We start from the raw sequence: 16,051 nt of genomic DNA on the forward strand, positions 1-16,051 counted from the left end.
ACCCTGGCCTCCACCGGCACACCGGCATTTTTCATGCACGCGGCCGAGGCTATCCATGGCGACCTGGGCATGCTCACCGGCCAGGACATCCTGCTGGCCTTGTCCTACTCGGGCTCCGCACAAGAGCTCATCACCATCATCTCGATCGCCAAGCGCATGGGCACGCAGATCATCGCCCTGACCGGCCACCCGGGCTCCGAACTCGCCCGCAGCGCCGATCTCGTGCTCGACGCGGCCGTCGAGCACGAAGCCTGCCCGCTGAACCTGGCGCCCACCGCCAGCACCACGGCGGCGCTGGTCCTGGGCGATGCACTGGCCGTCGCCTGCCTCGAAGCGCGCGGTTTCAACCGCGAGGACTTTGCCCGTTCGCACCCCGGGGGCGCCCTGGGCCGGCGCCTGCTCACCACCGTGGGCGATATCATGCGCCACGGCGCCGCCCTGCCGTGCGTGCAACCCGACACCCTCATTCCCGACGCGCTGGCCGAAATGTCCGCCAAGGGCATGGGCATGACGATCGTGCTGCAGAGCCGCACCCCCGTGGGGATCTTCACCGACGGCGATCTGCGCCGCCTGCTCACGCGCCTGGGCGATATCCGCCAGCTGCCGGTCTCGGCGGGCATGAGTCCACACCCGCGCAGCATTGCGCCACAGGCGCTGGCGATCGAAGCGGCCACGGTGATGGACGCCCACAAACTCAGCCAGATTCTGGTCGTGGACACCGACGGGCTATTATTGGGGGCATTGCACATGCACGACCTGCTCGCTGCCAAGGTCATCTGATGAACGAGCTACCCGGTTTCTCTCATCCCGCCGAAGCCCAGATCCTGGCCCGCATCCCGGCCGAGGTGGTACAGCGCGCCCGCGGCGTGCGCCTCATGGTATTCGACGTGGACGGCATCCTGACCGACGGCTGCCTCTGGTACGGCCATCAGGGCGAGGCGGTCAAGGCCTTCAACGCGCTGGATGGCCATGGCCTGCGGCTGCTGCGCGAACAAGGCGTGCGGGTGGCCTGGGTCAGCGGGCGCAAAAGCGAGATCACCACGCGGCGGGCCGCCGAACTGGGCATTTCACCCGCCCTGCAGGGGGTGCACGACAAAATCGGCACGCTCGAGCAGCTGGCCCGCGATGCCGGCCTGAACCTGCAGGACACCGGCTACATGGGCGACGACATCATCGACCTGCCGGCCCTGCGGGCCTGCGGGTTTGCAGTCAGCGTACCCAATGCCCCCTTCTATATCCGGCAGGCGGCCCATTGGGTCACCGAGCTCGGCGGCGGGCGCGGGGCGGTGCGCGAATGCTGCGATCTCATACTGGCCGCCCAGGGGCGCCTGGGTGCCTGCTTCACCACCCGCCTCTCTACATTGGGCGGGGCCATTCAGTGAAAGAACGCATGCCTGGCCTGGTGGCCATTCTGCTGCTGGGCCTGCTGGTGCTGGGCACGTGGTGGGCCTCGGACTACGCCCTGCAGTCGATCCAGGTCGACCCGCCGCGACGCCTGACCCATGAACGCGATTCCTGGTCGGAGCCTTTCGTCATGGTACGCAGCGACGCCCGGGGCCAGGCCATCAACCGGCTCGAAGGCAAGGCCATGGAGCATTTCCCGGACACCGACAGCTACGAAATCGACCAGCCCCGGGCCGTGGGCCACCAGGCTGGCTCGCCCGTCACGGTGGGTACCGCCGACCACGGCGTGCTCGACCAGAAAGGCGAACGCATCGTGCTCACCGGCAATGCGCATCTGCAGCGCCTGGCGACCCCCGAAAGCCAGCTGCTCGACGTGCGCAGCGAACAGCTCATCATCGAACCCGAACACGACCTGGTACATACCGACCAGCCCGCCGTGGTCATCCATGGCGCTTCCACCCTGCGCGGCACCGGCATGCGCTACGATAACCGCACCCGACAGCTGACTGTCACCGCAGCCAGCAACGTCAGGATCTCGGGCGAAGACCAGGCAGCCCGAACCTCTGGCCACAAGGACTCACAGCCATGAAATCATTGCTATCGACCCTGTTGTCCGGCACGACCGCGGCCTGTCTGATCCTGTGCGGTGCAACGACCGCAATGGCCCAGACCAGCGAACCCGAGCCCGAAACGGTCATTCTCGCCGACACACTGCACTACGACGACATCAACAAAGTCAGCACGTTCACCGGCAACGTCATCCTGACCCGGGGCAACATGACCCTGCACGGCGAAAAGCTGGTCACCCGGGAAGACGAACAGGGCAACCAGTTCGGCACCGCCACGCCGGCGCCAGGCAAGCAGGTCGTCATCCGCCAAGAAAACCCCGAAAAATACGAAACTCTCATCGCCACCGGCCAGCAGGCCGACTACGACGGGCGCAGCGGCGACGTGATCCTCACGGGCCAGGCGACCGTCACGCGCCAGATCTGCGGCGAGACGCTCGACAACGTGCGCGGGGCCCGTATCATCTATCACCAGAAATCAGGCACTTACGAAGCCTTCGGTGGCAAGAACTCGGCCGCGACGGGCGGGCGGGTGCGCTCGCTGGCACAGCCCCAGTCGCGCATCGACCAGGCCACGGCCCGCTGCAAGGCGGCCAAGGCAAAACCCTGAGCCTTCACGCTTCATGCCTGAGCACGTTCCTCTTGCGCACGCCAGCCGGGCCAACCTGCAGCGCGTGTCCGGCAGCCTGCAGGCCATCGGCCTGGGCAAGACCTTCGGGCGGCGCCCCGTGGTCCAGGACGTTTCGCTGGAGGTCGACAGTGGCGAAGTGGTCGGTTTGCTGGGCCCCAACGGCGCCGGGAAAACCACCAGCTTCTACATGATCGTGGGCCTGATCCCGGCGGACACCGGCCGCATCCTGATCGACGGCCACGAGGTCTCCGGGCTGCCCATGCATCGCAGGGCGCGCCTGGGCCTGTCGTACCTGCCCCAGGATGCATCCGTGTTCCGCCGCCTGACGGTCGAGCAAAACATTCGCGCCGTGCTCGAACTGCAGCGCGACGAAGCCGGCCGGGCCCTGTCGCCCGCGGCCCTCGAAGACCGCCTCGAATCACTGATCGACGAACTGCAGATCGGCCATATCCGCAGCAACATGGCGCTGTCCTTGTCGGGCGGCGAACGGCGCCGCGTAGAGATCGCCCGCGCCCTGGCCACGCATCCGCGCTTCATCTTGCTGGATGAGCCGTTCGCGGGGGTCGACCCGATCGCGGTGATCGAAATCCAGCGCATCGTGCAGTTTCTGAAAGGCCGCAACATCGGCGTGCTGATCACCGACCACAACGTGCGCGAAACCCTGGGGATCTGCGACCGCGCCTACATCATCAGCGAGGGCCGGGTTCTGACCAGCGGGCACCCCGGAGAGATCGTGGACAACGAAGCCGTGCGCCAGGTGTACCTGGGCAAGAACTTCAGGATGTAGCTGCACGCCGCAGCCCCACGCCGGCCGCGCACACCGGCCTTTGGGCGCGCCCGCTGGCCGGCCGGCACGATCGCGCGCACCCGCATATCCCTCCAGCATACAACGAAGCGGGGGGCTTGATGCAAACCCTGCTTTGGGTACACTGGGATGGCACTTTCACCGCGCAAGGAGTCCGCACCATGAGCCTGACCATCACTGGCCGCAATCTGGAAATCACCCCCGCTATCCGAGAGTACGTCAACACCAAGACCGCGCGCGTATTGCGCCACTTCGATCAGGTCATAGACAGTCAGGTCACCCTGACCATCGAGCCACTCAAGCACACTGCTGAAATCACCCTGCGCCTGCGCGGCAAAGACCTGCACTGCGAGGCATCCGACCAGAACCTGTATGCAGCGATCGACCTCCTGGTCGACAAGGCCGACCGGCTGGTCATCAAGCACAAGTCCAAGGCGCAGGACCACGGCAATGAAACCCTCAAGCGACAGGAAATCACCACCTGAAGCCCTCTTCGCTCCGGCCAGCGGGCACCGGGCCCGCTGCGGGGCACTCGCACTATAATGTGCGCCATGAATCTCACCACCCGTATCCTGCCGCCCGAGAACATCGTTCTCGACCTGGCAGCCACCAGCAAAAAGCGGGCTTTCGAACATGCCGGGCTCTTGTTCGAGAACCACCAGGGTGTGGCACGCATGTCGGTCTTCCACAGCCTGCTGGCGCGCGAACGGCTGGGCTCCACCGCGCTGGGGCACGACGTGGCCATCCCGCATGGCCGCCTCAAGGATTTGCGCGAACCCCACGCCGCATTCATCCGGCTGGCCGAACCGGTGCGCTTCGACGCGAACGACGGGCGGACCGCCCGCCTGCTGTTCTTTCTGCTGATGCCCGAAACGGCCACCCAGATGCACCTCGACCTGCTGGCCTGCATCGCACGGCTCATGTCGGATGCCGACATCCGGCACACGCTGGCCCGCTCGAACGACGTAGCCGAAGTGCACCAGCTGATCCTCTCGGGCGGCAGCGAGCCGCACCCCGACCATGCTGAGCATTCCAGAGCTGATCCATGACAACCACGAGAAGATCCCCTTCTCGTGGGTCACCGGCCAAGACACGGCCGACCAGCGGCTGATCCCCGACACCCACGGATCGGGCGCCGATCTCATCGGCCACCTCAACCTGATCCATCCGGCGCGGATCCAGGTGTTCGGCGCCGAAGAACTGGCGTATTTCGAACGCCTGAACCGGCCGCGGCGCCATAACCTGCTGGAAGATCTGCGGGCCGGCAAAGTGCCCGCCATCATCCTCGCCGCCGACACCCAGGCCCCGGACGACCTGCTGGCCTACTGCCGCGAACACGAGATTCCGCTACTCGCCACGCCGTTCGAGGCCGCGCTCCTGATCGATCTGCTGCGCATTTACCTGGGCAAGCGCATGGCGCCCAAGATGACGGTGCACGGCGTGTTCATGGACGTGCTTGGGCTGGGGGTGCTGATCACCGGTGAATCGGGCCTGGGCAAGAGCGAACTGGCCCTCGAGCTGATTTCACGGGGCCACGGCCTGGTGGCCGACGACGCCGTCGAACTGTCGCGCACCGCGCCCCACTTCGTCGAGGGGCAGTGCCCGCCGCTGCTGCAGAACCTGCTCGAAGTACGTGGCCTGGGCCTGCTCGACATCCGCACCATCTTCGGCGAGACCTCGGTGCGCCGCAAAATGAAGATCAAGCTGATCGTGCACCTGGTGCGCCTGAACGCCGAGCACTTCGAGCGCCTGCCGACGCAGGACGAATACCAGGACATCCTGGGCATTCCCATCCGCAGAGTCATGCTGCAGGTGGCCGCAGGGCGCAACCTCGCCGTGCTGGTCGAAGCCGCGGTGCGCAACACCATCCTGCAACTGCGGGGGATCGACACCATGGGCGATTTCATCGAGCGCCAGGCCCTGGCCATCATGCAGAACAGCCGCGACGCCCTGGCCGACAAGCCCGGGGCGCGCTGACGCAGGGGGCCGGCCATGCTGAACATCGTACTGATCACCGGTATTTCGGGCTCGGGCAAGTCCGTGGCCCTGCGCATGCTGGAAGACACCGGCTATACCTGCATCGACAACCTGCCGGTGCGCTTCCTGCAGGACTTCATCGCCAGCACCCAGGACACCGGCCTGCAGCAAGTGGCCGTATCCATCGACGTGCGCACCCCGGGCGACCTGGACGACCTGCCCGGCATCCTGACCAGCCTGCGCGCCATGGGCCGGGCACTGCACGTGGTCTTCCTAGAGGCCAGCGACGAGGCCCTGATTCAGCGCTACTCCGAATCCCGCCGCCGTCATCCGCTGACCGACCGCCTGCAGCGCGAAGGGCTGAGCGCGTCGCTGAAAGACTGCATCGCACGCGAACGCGAGATGCTGGCGCCCCTGCGCAATCAGGAACACGTCATCGACACCTCCGACCTGACCCCGGGGCAGTTGCGGGCCTGGGTACGGGACCTGGTGCGCGCAGACCACCGGGCGATCATCCTCACCTTCGAATCGTTCGCCTACAAGCGCGGCGTGCCCAACGATGCCGATCTGGTCTTCGACGTGCGCTGTCTGCCCAACCCCTATTACGATCGCATCCTACGCCCCCAGACGGGTCGCGATCCCGCCGTGGCCCAGTGGCTCGAAGCGTTCGATGCCGTACCGGCCATGGTGGCGGACATCGCCGGCTTCGTGCGCAAATGGCTGCCGCACTACATGCAGGATACGCGCAACTATCTCACCATCGCCATTGGCTGTACCGGTGGGCAGCACCGCTCGGTCTACGTCACCGAGCAGCTGGCGCGCCGCTTTGCCGATCACTCGCCCCTGCTGGTGCGCCACCGCAACCCGCTGTTGCAGGATACGGACCCATGACCCGGCCGGCCCGCATCCACCCTGTCGGCTGCCGGCCTTTCGCTCTGCCGGCCCCCCCGCCTGGACGGGCCGGACGGCTGCTGTTGGCGCTGGCCTGCGTGGCCATGCTGGCGGCCTGCGCCTCGCGCCCCGGCGGCTACTACCAAGACGACGGGCCCGGCGCCCAGGTGCCGCCCGACATCGCTGCCATCCCGAATGCCGTACCGCGCATCGAACGCCATGCCCCCGCCAATTTCCGGCCCTACCAAGTCTTCGGCGTACGCTATCAGCCCCTGGGCGAGAACCAGCCCTACGAGCAGGCCGGCGTCGCGTCTTGGTACGGCAGGAAGTTCCACGGTTCACGCACGGCCAATGGTGAAATCTACGACATGTACGCCATGACGGCGGCCCACCCCACCCTGCCCCTGCCCAGCTACGCCGTGGTGACACGGCCCGCCAACGGGCGCAGCATCATTGTGCGCATCAATGATCGCGGCCCTTTCCACGCCGGCCGCATCATCGATCTCTCTTGGGTGGCGGCGGCCAAGCTGGGCCTCATCGGCCCAGGCAGCGGCACCGTCGTGGTGCGGGCGATCACGCACTCGGACATTCTGGCGGGCCGGTATCCGGGCGCGGCGCCGGGGGCCGCCACCGCGGTAGCGGCCGCCTCTCCGGCGCCCGGGGCGATGGCCGCAGCACAGCCGGCATCGATACCGGCATCCGCGGCGCGCGCCGACGCCTTCGACCCGCCTGTGGCACCCGCTGCCCACGATGCGCTCGTGGCCGGGCCCGCGGTGGCCGGGGGGGGCGTATACCTGCAGTATGGCGCGTTTTCCTCGGCTGACAATGCACAGGCGCTGGCCACGCGGGTCAATGCCCGGCTAGAGGGTCTGGGCATCCCGGCCGCGGTCAGCCACCAGGCAGCGCTGTACAAGGTGCGTTCGGGGCCCTACGCCTCGCGCGACCAGGCTGCCCAGGAAGCGGGCCTGCTGCTGGAAACCCTGGGCCTGCAACCCGTCATCGCCCTCGATCAAGGGTCCTGATCCGCGCCACGCCGCTGGGCCAGCGCCCACGTATACAAGGCGTCCCGGGCGTGCCCGGTCAGGCGCGTCCCGATGCGCACGGCATCGCGCACCGACAACTCATCCAGGAGTACCTGCATGAGCCGCTGGTCGGCCTCGGCCAGCCCGGCGGGCGCGGCGGGCTGCGCCGGTGGCGCATGCACGACGATCACGAATTCACCCTGGCCGCGATGCGCATCGGCCTGCAGCCAGGCCATCACCTGGGCCAGCGGCAGGGTGGCGATGTCTTCGTGGCGCTTGGTCAGCTCGCGCGCAATGGTGACAATACGTGACCCGCCAGCCAGGTCCAGCAGGTCGGCCAACGCCGGACGAACACGGTGCGGCGCCTCGAACAATACCACCGGCATGGGCAAAGCGAGCCAGCTGGACAACCAGGCGCGCCGCGCCCCCGAACGGGCTGGCATGAACCCGGCGAAGGCAAAGCCAGGGGCCTCGTCGGACGTGGCGCCGCTGGCCATGAGGGCGGTGATCACCGCACTGGGCCCAGGCACCGGCACCACCCTGAACCCGGCCTGCTGCACCCGCCGGACAATGCGCGCGCCCGGGTCGCTGACGGCGGGCGCGCCGGCATCGGACACCAGCGCAATCCGCGCACCGGCCTGCAGGCGCTCGATGATTTTTACGGCGGCGGCCTGTTCATTGTGCCGGTGCGCAGCCAACAACGGTACGTCCAGCCCCCAGGCCTGCAGCAGGCTGCGCGTGGTGCGGGTGTCTTCCGCGGCGATGGCATCGCACTGGCGCAAGGCCTCGAGGGCGCGCAAGCTCAGGTCGGCCAGATTGCCGATCGGCGTGGCCACGACGTACAGACAGGCCGTCGGCCAGGATTGCGCAGCCACCCGTTGTGCGTGACATTCCCATGCCGATACGCCCTGCCCGCCGCCGCTTTTCGTCATACTGGCCCCCTGTTCGTCCTGTCTGCCTGCGCCGTGCCCGATCACCCCACAACCCCCCATGAAATCGCCCGACAAGCCCAGGAAAAGATCCTGCACCGCCGGCGCACCCCGCAGGGCCGGCCGCGTCGGCGCCAACTGGCCCTGGCCGGCGGGTCGGTCACCCAGCGCCAGGGCCACGCCGCAGAGCAGCGGGCCATCGAATATCTGCACCAGCAAGGCCTGCAGATCCTGGCCGCCAACCTGCGCTGCCGCTGGGGAGAAATCGACCTGGTCGCGCTGGACGGCCACGTCCTGGTGTTCATCGAAGTGCGCGAACGCCGTACCCAAAGCCACGGCGGCGCCGCCGCCAGTGTAAACCGCCGCAAGCAATGGCGGCTGATTCGTACGGCGCAAACCCTCCTGCCCGGGCTGCTTCGGCGGTTGGACACCGATCCGCGGGGCATGGGGCCGGTACCCCCCTGCCGGTTCGACGTGCTCGCCTACGAAAACGGCCGCCCACACTGGATACGCCACGCCTTCGAAGCCTGACGCCGCTTGAAATCTGTTACCTTGGCGCCGATTCACTCATGCGATAATCGCCCCATGGACATGACGCACCGCATGGCGGCGCACTTCGATGCCGCTATCCAGACCCTGCAGGCCAATGCCAGCGCCCTGGCCCCGGCGCTCGCCTCCGGGGTCGACCTGCTTTTTTCGGCCCTGACCAGCAACGCCCGCATCCTGGCCTGCGGCAACGGCGGCTCGGCCACTGACGCCCAGCACTTCGTGGCCGAGCTAGTGGGCCGCTTCGAGCGCGAACGCCTGCCGCTGGCCGGCCTGGCCCTGAACACCGACACCGCCATCCTCACGGCGGTCGGCAACGACTACGGCTACGAAACGGTATTCGAGCGCCAGGTCAACGCACTGGGCCAACCCGGCGACGTACTCGTGGCCATCTCTACCAGCGGCAATTCGCCCAACGTGCTGCGCGCCATCGAAGCCGCCCACGATCGTGAAATGTCCGTCATCGCCCTCACCGGCAAAGGCGGCGGCATGATCAGCGGGCTGCTGCAGGAAACCGATGTCCATCTCTGCGTTGCGCACGACCGCACCATGCGCATCCAGGAAGTCCACATCGTGCTCCTGCATGCCTTGTGCGACGGCATCGACGCCCTGCTACTCGGAGACTCAGCCTGATGTCCTATTTTGTCCTGCATTCCATGCGTGCGGCCGCGGCCCTGCTGGCCCTGAGCCTGCTGGCCGGCTGTGCCGCCGTCGTCGTAGGCGGTGCCACGACCACTGCGGTGGTGGCCAGCGACCGCCGCTCCACGGGCGAGCAGGTGGATGACCAAACCATCGAACTGCGGGCCGACAGCGAACTCGAACAGGCGTTCGGCGACCAGGCCCGCATCAGCATCATGTCGTATGCCGGGCGGGTACTGCTCGTGGGCGACATCCCCACCGAAGCCGACAAGCAAAAGGCCATCGACATCGTACGCGACATCTTCCGTGTGAAATCGGTCGACAACTTCCTGCGGGTGGGCGCCATCACGCCGTTCAGCGTGCGCTCCAACGACGCCTGGATCACCTCCAAGGTCAAAAGCCAGCTGATCGCCACCAAAGACGTTCCGTTTCGCACCATCAAGGTCATGACCGAGCGCGGCACCGTCTATCTCATGGGGAAAGTCACCGCCCCCGAGGGCGAGCGCGCGGCCAAGGCGGCCTCGGCTGTCGGCGGCGTCAATAAAGTCGTAAAATTGTTCGATATCGTCACCCCGGAAGTCCTGAGCGAAGAATACGCCGACACGCCCCCGACAGCCGCCAGCTCATCGGCCGCTGATCCCGGCGATCCGGAAACCCAGACACTGCCCGTCAAATGAAAAAATTGCTGATCGGCCTGGTGGCTGTGGTGGCCTTGGGTGCCGCAGCCATCTGGCAATTCCAGGGCGCGGCCCAGGCGGCGCCCCAAGTCACGTTCACCACACTCGATGGCCAGCAGATCACCACCCACGACCTGCATGGCAAAGTGGTGCTGATCAAGTTCTGGGCCACCAGCTGCACCACCTGCGTGGCCCAGATGCCCGAGACCATCCGCCACTACCAGGCTCTCAAGGGGCGCGGTTTCGACACCATCGCCGTGGCCATGGCATACGACCCGCCCCGCTACGTCAAGAATTTCACCGAAACCCGCGCGCTGCCCTTCCCGGTGGTGCTCGATGCCGATGGCACCCTGGCACAGGCCTTTGGCGACATCCGCCTGACACCCACCGCGATCCTGATCGACCGCCAGGGCAATATCATCAAACGTTATCTGGGCAACTACGACGAACAAGCCTTCATGGCCACCGTCGAGAAGGCCCTGGCCTCCTGATGCACACCCCGAATCCCGAACCCCCGAAGCCGACCCTGCCAGACGCCATCAAGGCCGAAGTCCTCTCCGAGGCCCTGCCTTACATCCGGCGCTTTCATGGCAAGACGGTAGTCATCAAGTACGGCGGCAACGCCATGACCGACGAGGCCCTGCAGCAAAGCTTCGCGCATGACGTCGTGCTGCTCAAGCTGGTCGGCCTCAACCCGGTCGTCGTGCACGGCGGGGGGCCGCAGATCAACAGCGCGCTCAAGCGCCTGGGCAAAGAAGGGGTGTTCGTCCAGGGCATGCGCGTCACCGACGCCGAAACCATGGAAGTCGTCGAATGGGTGCTGGGCGGTCAGGTGCAGCAGGACATCGTGATGATGATCAACCAGGCGGGCGGCAAGGCCGTAGGCCTGACGGGCAAAGATGGCTGCCTGATTCAGGCACGCAAGAAACTCATGCCCGACGAACAACATCCGGGCCGCATGCTCGACATCGGCTTCGTGGGCGACATCGAACGCATTGAACCGGCGGTGGTCAAGGCCCTGCAAGACGACCAGTTCATCCCGGTGATCTCGTCCATCGGCTACAGCACCGACGACGGCCAGGCCTACAACATCAATGCCGATGTGGTGGCGGGCAAGATGGCCGAGGTACTGGGCGCCGAAAAACTGGTCATGCTCACCAACACCCCGGGGGTACTCGATAAAAACGGCCAGCTGCTGCGCAAGCTGTCGGCGCGCACCATCGACGAGCTCTTCCAGGACGGGACGCTCTCGGGGGGCATGCTGCCGAAGATTTCTTCAGCGCTCGATGCCGCCCGTTTCGGGGTGAACTCGGTGCACGTCATCGACGGGCGCGTGCCCCACTGCCTGTTGCTCGAGATCCTGACGGATCGCGGGGTGGGCACCCTGATCAGCGCCCACTGACGCCGCGCGCACCGGGTTCGCGCGGTTCGCGCGGCGGCGCGCGCCCGGGCCGCACACCGGGCAGCCGGGGTCTTTCCGAAACCGGATCACCTGCCACTGCATGCGCAGCGCATCCACGGACAGCAGGCGGCCCGTCAGCGCTTCGCCCATGCCCACCAGCAGCTTGATCGCTTCTGCGGCCTGCACGCTGCCCACCATGCCCACCAGCGGCCCCAGCACGCCGGTGGTGGCGCAACGCAGCTCTTCGACGGAATCGGCCTCTGGGAACAGGCAGTGATAGCACGGCGCGCCGGGGTCGCGCAGATCGTACACGCTGACCTGCCCCGAAAAACGGATGGCGGCCCCTGACACCAGCGGCGTGCCCGTGGCGACGCAGGCCCGGTTGATGGCATGCCGAGTGGCAAAATTATCACAGCAATCGAGCACCAGGTCGACCTGCTCGGCGAGCTCGAGCAGGCGGGTTTCATCCAGGCGCTCGACCACGGCCTGCACAAAAACGTCTGGATTCAGTGCGTGCAAGGCATCCCGCCCGGATTCAGCCTTGGGGCGCCCCAGGCTGGCCGAACCGTGCAGAATCTGGCGCTGCAGATTGCTGAGCTCGACCACGTCGTCGTCGGCCAGAATCAGCTGCCCGACCCCGGCGGCCGCCAGGTACAGGGCCGCCGGCGAGCCCAGGCCCCCGGCGCCGACGATGAGCACCCGCGCCGCAAGCAGCCGCTCTTGCCCCTCGATGCCCAGCTCATCGAGCAGAATGTGGCGTGCATAGCGCAACAGCCGGGCATCGTCCAGGGGATCGGATGGCATCATGGCACCCGGATCATGCCGTCGGGCGTGATGCGATAACGCAATACCTCGGCCGGCCCGCCATCATTCAGGGTTTTTTTTTCACCCGCCGGCTCGGCCGTTTCGGTCTTGGACTTTTTGCCGCCCTCTGCGCTGTCTGCCTGATCGCGTTCGAGCTTGACCTGCGCCGGATCCGTCTTGAGCACCGGGTGGCCGAGCAAGGCATTGAGCGCCTGCTGAAGCTGCCAGTCGTCTGTGCCCCCGAATTCGAACATGCGGATTTCACCCTGAACGAAATCGTCTTCGTCGTCTTCGGCCTTGGGCGGTTCGGATGTGCCCTGGGTGTCCAGATGATGGCGCAGATCGACCTCGCGCTGCATGCGAAACAAGTTGCCGGCGGCGCTGTCTGCGACCTCGTAGTCTGGATCCACCCCGGTATTCTGGATGCTGCGCCCCTTGGGCGTGTAGTAGCGTGCCGTCGTCAGTTTGATGCCCGTGTCGTCGTCGAGCTGCAGGACGGACTGCACCGAACCCTTACCGAACGTCCGGGTGCCCACGATCTTGGCGCGCTTGTAGTCTTGCAGGGCCCCCGCCACGATCTCGGAGGCCGAGGCGGACCCGATGTTGACCAGCACCACCATGGGCACCGAGCGCGTCCAGGACGGCAGGGTGCTGCCCGCCCCGTCGCGGTCCAGGTGGCGGGCGTAGAAGGCTTCGTTGGAGGATGGAATACGACCCTTGGTGGACACCACGAGCGTGCCTGGCTCGAGGAATGCCGACGCCACGCCGATGGCGCCATCCAGCAGGCCGCCAGGGTCATTGCGCAGGTCGAGCACCAACCCCTTGGGCGCTTTCCCGGGCGAGAGATCGCCCAGCATGCGGATCAGATCGGCCGTCGTGCGGTCCTGGAACTGCGTCACGCGCACGTAGGCGATGTCGTCTTTCAGCATCTTGCCGCGCACGCTGCGCGTCTTGATCATCTCGCGCACGATGTGGAATTCGAGGGGCTTGCCGCTGCCGGCGCGCTGGATGGTGAGGTCGATGGACGTGCCGGGTTCGCCGCGCATTTTCTTGACGGCGTCATTGAGCGTCAGCCCCTTGGTGGGCTCGCCATCGATGTGCGTGATGAGGTCGCCCGTGATGATCCCCGCGCGCGCAGCCGGAGTGTCCTCGATTGGGGCGATGACCTTGGGCATGCCGTCCTGGGTGCCGATTTCTATGCCCAGGCCGCCAAAGCCCCCGCGCGTGATGTCCTGCATCTGCTTGTAGGCCTCGGCGTCCAGGTACACTGAATGCGGATCCAGGTCGGCGAACAGCCCCTTGATGGCCTCGTCGATCAGGGTCTGGTCGGTTACCGGTTCGACGTAGCTGGACTTGATGGCGCCATACACGTTGGCGAACTGCTGCAGCCCCTTGAGCGGCAGGGGTTCGCCTTTCTGTGCCGCAGCCGCGATCCCCAGGCTGACCAGGACACCGCCCAGAAAGCCCACGAGTATCCAGCCCCAAGATCGCTTGTTGTGCAGGTTCATTTCAAGGTCTCTGGCCCAAGTCGCCGACAAATATTGCATAGTACCGTACCGCAATCACGGCCGCAGCCACAATTGCGGGTTGAGCGGCGCCCCCTCGTGGCGCAGCTCGAAATACAGGCCGGGCTCGACTTGCCCGCCGGTGGCGCCGACCCGGGCCAATACGTCACCCGGCGCCACCACATCGCCCACCTCGCGCAGCAAGGTCCGGTTGTAGGCGTAGACGCTGAGGTACTGCTGGCCGTGATCCACGATGAGCAAATTGCCAAAACCGGCCAGCCAGCCAGCATACACGACGCGCCCGGCCGCCACGGCGTGCACCGGCGTGTCTTCGGGCGCGCGCAGCACAATGCCGCGCCACAGCCCGCCATCGGGGCGCTGGGCCCCGAAACGGCCCTGCATGTCGCCGGCCACCGGCAGCGGCAAACCCTTCTGCAGGCCGACGAATCCACCTTCTGGCACGGATCGCGTGCCCGATCCGGCATCGGCATCCGTGCCGGATGATGGTGAACGGTCCTGGGCCGCTTGCGCTGCATTTTCAGGGGCCGCTCGCGCGGCTTGTTCACGTGCGGCTTGCTCGCGGGCGGCTTTCTCGGCGGCCCGACGGCGCGCCTCGGCCTGCGCGATTTCCTTTTCGAGCGAGCCCAGCAACGTGCCCAACTGCCGGTCGCGCCCTTCCAGGCCCTGGGCCTTGGAACGCTCGGCCTTCAGCTGCGCCGCCACCTGGTCGTACGCCCGACGGTGGGCCTGCTCCTGCGCCTGCAGCGCTTGCTGGCGTGCCTGCATGTCGGCCTGCAAGGCCGAGAGCTCGACCAGGCCCGCATCGGTCTGTGCCTGCAGCCGGGCCAGTTCCGCCAGCGTCGTCTGCAGGGCCTGGAGTGCCTGCGTGCGGGCCCGGACCACATAGGCCAGCCAGCCCAGTTCGCGGCCCAGTTCCTGGGGATCGCGCCCCGAGAGCAGTACCGACCAGGGGGACAGCCCGCCTGCATGATGCGCCCGCAGCTGTGCCGCCAGCGCCTTTTGCTGGGCCTCCAGCGCGACCTGCTGTTTTTCGTGCTCGAGCGAGAGCTTGCCAAGCACCGCCTGTAAGGCCTGTTGGCGCTGTTCGAGTTCCAGCAGGCTGCGGGTCATGTCGGAGATCGCCTGCTCGGAGGCCTTGAGCACCCGGCTGGCATCGGCCTGGCCGGCCTCGCTGGCTTCGATGCGTTCTCGCAGCGCGGCAATCTGCTTGCGCAAGGCCTGTCGCTCGGCCTGCGCCTGCTGCTGGCGGGCCTGCAGGGGCGCGGTCTCGGGCGCGGCCGCAGCCGCTGCGGCACCTGCTGCCGACAACCCGATCAGCATGGACAGCAGGCACGGCGCCCAGCGCATGTTTACGCCTTGCGGGCCTTGCCCTGGTCGGCCACGGCCTGCATGGCGGCCTGGATCTGTTCGGCATCCCCCAGATAGTAATGCTTCAGGGGCTGCAGATCGGCATCCAGTTCATACACCAGCGGCTGTCCGGTGGGGATGTTCAAATGGACGATGTCGTCGTCCGAGACCCCATCCAGGTGCTTGATCAGGGCCCGCAGGCTATTGCCATGGGCCGAGATCAGCAGGCGCTGGCCACGGCGCAGGGCCGGGGCAATCGCCTCATCCCAGCACGGAACCACCCGTTCCACGGTATCACGCAGGCACTCGGTGGCGGGCAGGCGCTCGGCCGGGATGCCATGGTAGCGCGGATCGAAACGCGGGTGACGCGGATCTTCCGCATCCAGCGGCTCGGGCGCGATGGCGTAGGCACGGCGCCACTGGAGGACTTGCGCATCGCCATAGCGGGCCGCCGTTTCAGCCTTGTTCAGCCCTTGCAGGGCGCCGTAGTGGCGCTCGTTCAGGCGCCAGTCGAGTGTGATCGGCGTATGCAGCGCATCCAGCGCGTCCAGCGTGATCCACAAGGTGCGAATGGCCCGCTTGAGCACCGACGTCCAGGCCAGGTCGAACACGAAGCCTTCCTCGCGCAGGAGTTCGCCCGCCTTCCAGGCTTGGGCCCGGCCCGTTTCGGTGAGGTCCACGTCGGTCCAGCCAGTGAAGCGGTTTTCGAGATTCCACTGGCTTTCACCATGGCGCATGAGAACGAGCTTGTGCATCGCAACCCCGGAAAAAGTTGAAAACTGCCGTCCATTTTATAATCACCGCTGCAGACCTGCCCGGCAGGTGTGCACGGGGTGCCGGCAAACCGCCGGCACCGTAGCCGCTATACCTTTGTCGACCGCCTTA

The 16,051-nt window shown here is 66.7% G+C and carries 19 protein-coding genes and 1 pseudogene; 15 read left to right on the forward strand and 5 right to left on the reverse strand.

Annotated elements, in window-relative coordinates:
* The 10 genes from WCZ84_RS08080 to WCZ84_RS08125 all read left to right on the forward strand — a co-directional run.
* Window positions 1-780 (forward strand): SIS domain-containing protein (locus WCZ84_RS08080; protein WP_372685758.1); only part of this gene is annotated, 780 nt, incomplete at its 5' end.
* Window positions 780-1,382, forward strand: coding sequence for a KdsC family phosphatase (locus WCZ84_RS08085; protein ID WP_372685759.1), 603 nt, complete (start codon window positions 780-782; stop codon window positions 1,380-1,382). The genes WCZ84_RS08080 and WCZ84_RS08085, both read left to right, overlap by 1 nt.
* Window positions 1,379-1,993: an LPS export ABC transporter periplasmic protein LptC gene (gene lptC / locus WCZ84_RS08090; RefSeq protein ID WP_372685760.1), complete on the forward strand. Its 615-nt coding sequence runs from the start codon at window positions 1,379-1,381 to the stop codon at window positions 1,991-1,993. Before WCZ84_RS08085 ends, lptC begins: the two co-directional genes overlap by 4 nt.
* A complete protein-coding gene (gene lptA / locus WCZ84_RS08095; RefSeq protein ID WP_372685761.1) occupies window positions 1,990-2,580 on the forward strand; it encodes a lipopolysaccharide transport periplasmic protein LptA in 591 nt (196 codons plus the stop codon). Before lptC ends, lptA begins: the two co-directional genes overlap by 4 nt.
* Before the next feature lie 13 nt (window positions 2,581-2,593).
* Window positions 2,594-3,388 carry an LPS export ABC transporter ATP-binding protein gene (gene lptB, locus WCZ84_RS08100; RefSeq protein ID WP_372685762.1) on the forward strand — a complete coding sequence of 265 codons (795 nt, stop codon included), beginning with the start codon at window positions 2,594-2,596 and terminating at the stop codon, window positions 3,386-3,388.
* Between the two features lie 179 nt (window positions 3,389-3,567).
* Complete coding sequence (gene hpf / locus WCZ84_RS08105) at window positions 3,568-3,891, forward strand: ribosome hibernation-promoting factor, HPF/YfiA family (RefSeq protein ID WP_372685763.1); 324 nt, start codon at window positions 3,568-3,570, stop codon at window positions 3,889-3,891.
* A gap of 57 nt (window positions 3,892-3,948) precedes the next feature.
* Complete coding sequence (locus tag WCZ84_RS08110; RefSeq protein ID WP_372685764.1) at window positions 3,949-4,455, forward strand: PTS sugar transporter subunit IIA; 507 nt, start codon at window positions 3,949-3,951, stop codon at window positions 4,453-4,455.
* A complete protein-coding gene (gene hprK / locus WCZ84_RS08115) occupies window positions 4,427-5,383 on the forward strand; it encodes an HPr(Ser) kinase/phosphatase (RefSeq protein WP_372685765.1) in 957 nt (318 codons plus the stop codon). The genes WCZ84_RS08110 and hprK overlap by 29 nt, the downstream gene beginning before the upstream one ends.
* 15 nt (window positions 5,384-5,398) lie before the next feature.
* Window positions 5,399-6,274 (forward strand): RNase adapter RapZ, encoded by an 876-nt coding sequence (rapZ, locus tag WCZ84_RS08120; protein ID WP_372685766.1) that lies wholly within the window; start codon window positions 5,399-5,401, stop codon window positions 6,272-6,274.
* A gap of 104 nt (window positions 6,275-6,378) precedes the next feature.
* A complete protein-coding gene (locus tag WCZ84_RS08125; protein ID WP_372685794.1) occupies window positions 6,379-7,296 on the forward strand; it encodes a septal ring lytic transglycosylase RlpA family protein in 918 nt (305 codons plus the stop codon).
* Here WCZ84_RS08125 and rsmI read toward each other — a convergent pair.
* Entirely contained in the window at window positions 7,284-8,228 is a 945-nt protein-coding gene (gene rsmI / locus WCZ84_RS08130; protein ID WP_372685767.1) for a 16S rRNA (cytidine(1402)-2'-O)-methyltransferase, read from the reverse strand. The genes WCZ84_RS08125 and rsmI overlap by 13 nt on opposite strands.
* A gap of 33 nt (window positions 8,229-8,261) precedes the next feature.
* Between rsmI and WCZ84_RS08135 the strand changes: the two genes are divergently transcribed.
* From WCZ84_RS08135 to argB, 5 genes are read left to right on the forward strand one after another with little or no spacing between them, the layout of a single operon-like run.
* A complete protein-coding gene (locus tag WCZ84_RS08135; RefSeq protein WP_372685768.1) occupies window positions 8,262-8,756 on the forward strand; it encodes a YraN family protein in 495 nt (164 codons plus the stop codon).
* A 54-nt stretch (window positions 8,757-8,810) separates the two neighbouring features.
* Window positions 8,811-9,404 (forward strand): phosphoheptose isomerase, encoded by a 594-nt coding sequence (locus WCZ84_RS08140; RefSeq protein ID WP_372685769.1) that lies wholly within the window; start codon window positions 8,811-8,813, stop codon window positions 9,402-9,404.
* The gene (locus WCZ84_RS08145; RefSeq protein WP_372685770.1) at window positions 9,404-10,087 is read left to right on the forward strand and encodes a BON domain-containing protein; all 684 of its coding nucleotides are present in this window, start codon (window positions 9,404-9,406) and stop codon (window positions 10,085-10,087) included. The genes WCZ84_RS08140 and WCZ84_RS08145 overlap by 1 nt, the downstream gene beginning before the upstream one ends.
* Window positions 10,084-10,578, forward strand: coding sequence for a peroxiredoxin family protein (locus WCZ84_RS08150; protein WP_372685771.1), 495 nt, complete (start codon window positions 10,084-10,086; stop codon window positions 10,576-10,578). Before WCZ84_RS08145 ends, WCZ84_RS08150 begins: the two co-directional genes overlap by 4 nt.
* The gene (gene argB, locus WCZ84_RS08155; RefSeq protein ID WP_372685772.1) at window positions 10,578-11,489 is read left to right on the forward strand and encodes an acetylglutamate kinase; all 912 of its coding nucleotides are present in this window, start codon (window positions 10,578-10,580) and stop codon (window positions 11,487-11,489) included. The genes WCZ84_RS08150 and argB overlap by 1 nt, the downstream gene beginning before the upstream one ends.
* A 36-nt stretch (window positions 11,490-11,525) precedes the next feature.
* Here argB and WCZ84_RS08160 read toward each other — a convergent pair.
* The 4 genes and pseudogenes from WCZ84_RS08160 to gpmA form a co-directional block, all read right to left on the reverse strand.
* Window positions 11,526-12,278 (reverse strand): annotated as a pseudogene (locus WCZ84_RS08160) (ThiF family adenylyltransferase); the annotation flags it as partial.
* Between the two features lie 14 nt (window positions 12,279-12,292).
* Window positions 12,293-13,801 carry a S41 family peptidase gene (locus tag WCZ84_RS08165; protein ID WP_372685773.1) on the reverse strand — a complete coding sequence of 503 codons (1,509 nt, stop codon included), beginning with the start codon at window positions 13,799-13,801 and terminating at the stop codon, window positions 12,293-12,295.
* 54 nt (window positions 13,802-13,855) lie between these two features.
* Window positions 13,856-15,166: a murein hydrolase activator EnvC gene (locus WCZ84_RS08170; RefSeq protein ID WP_372685774.1), complete on the reverse strand. Its 1,311-nt coding sequence runs from the start codon at window positions 15,164-15,166 to the stop codon at window positions 13,856-13,858.
* Between the two features lie 2 nt (window positions 15,167-15,168).
* A complete protein-coding gene (gpmA, locus tag WCZ84_RS08175; RefSeq protein ID WP_372685775.1) occupies window positions 15,169-15,921 on the reverse strand; it encodes a 2,3-diphosphoglycerate-dependent phosphoglycerate mutase in 753 nt (250 codons plus the stop codon).
* Window positions 15,922-16,051: the final 130 nt, after the last annotated feature.

This window comes from Castellaniella sp., from assembly GCF_041675725.1.
GTDB lineage: Bacteria > Pseudomonadota > Gammaproteobacteria > Burkholderiales > Burkholderiaceae_B > Castellaniella.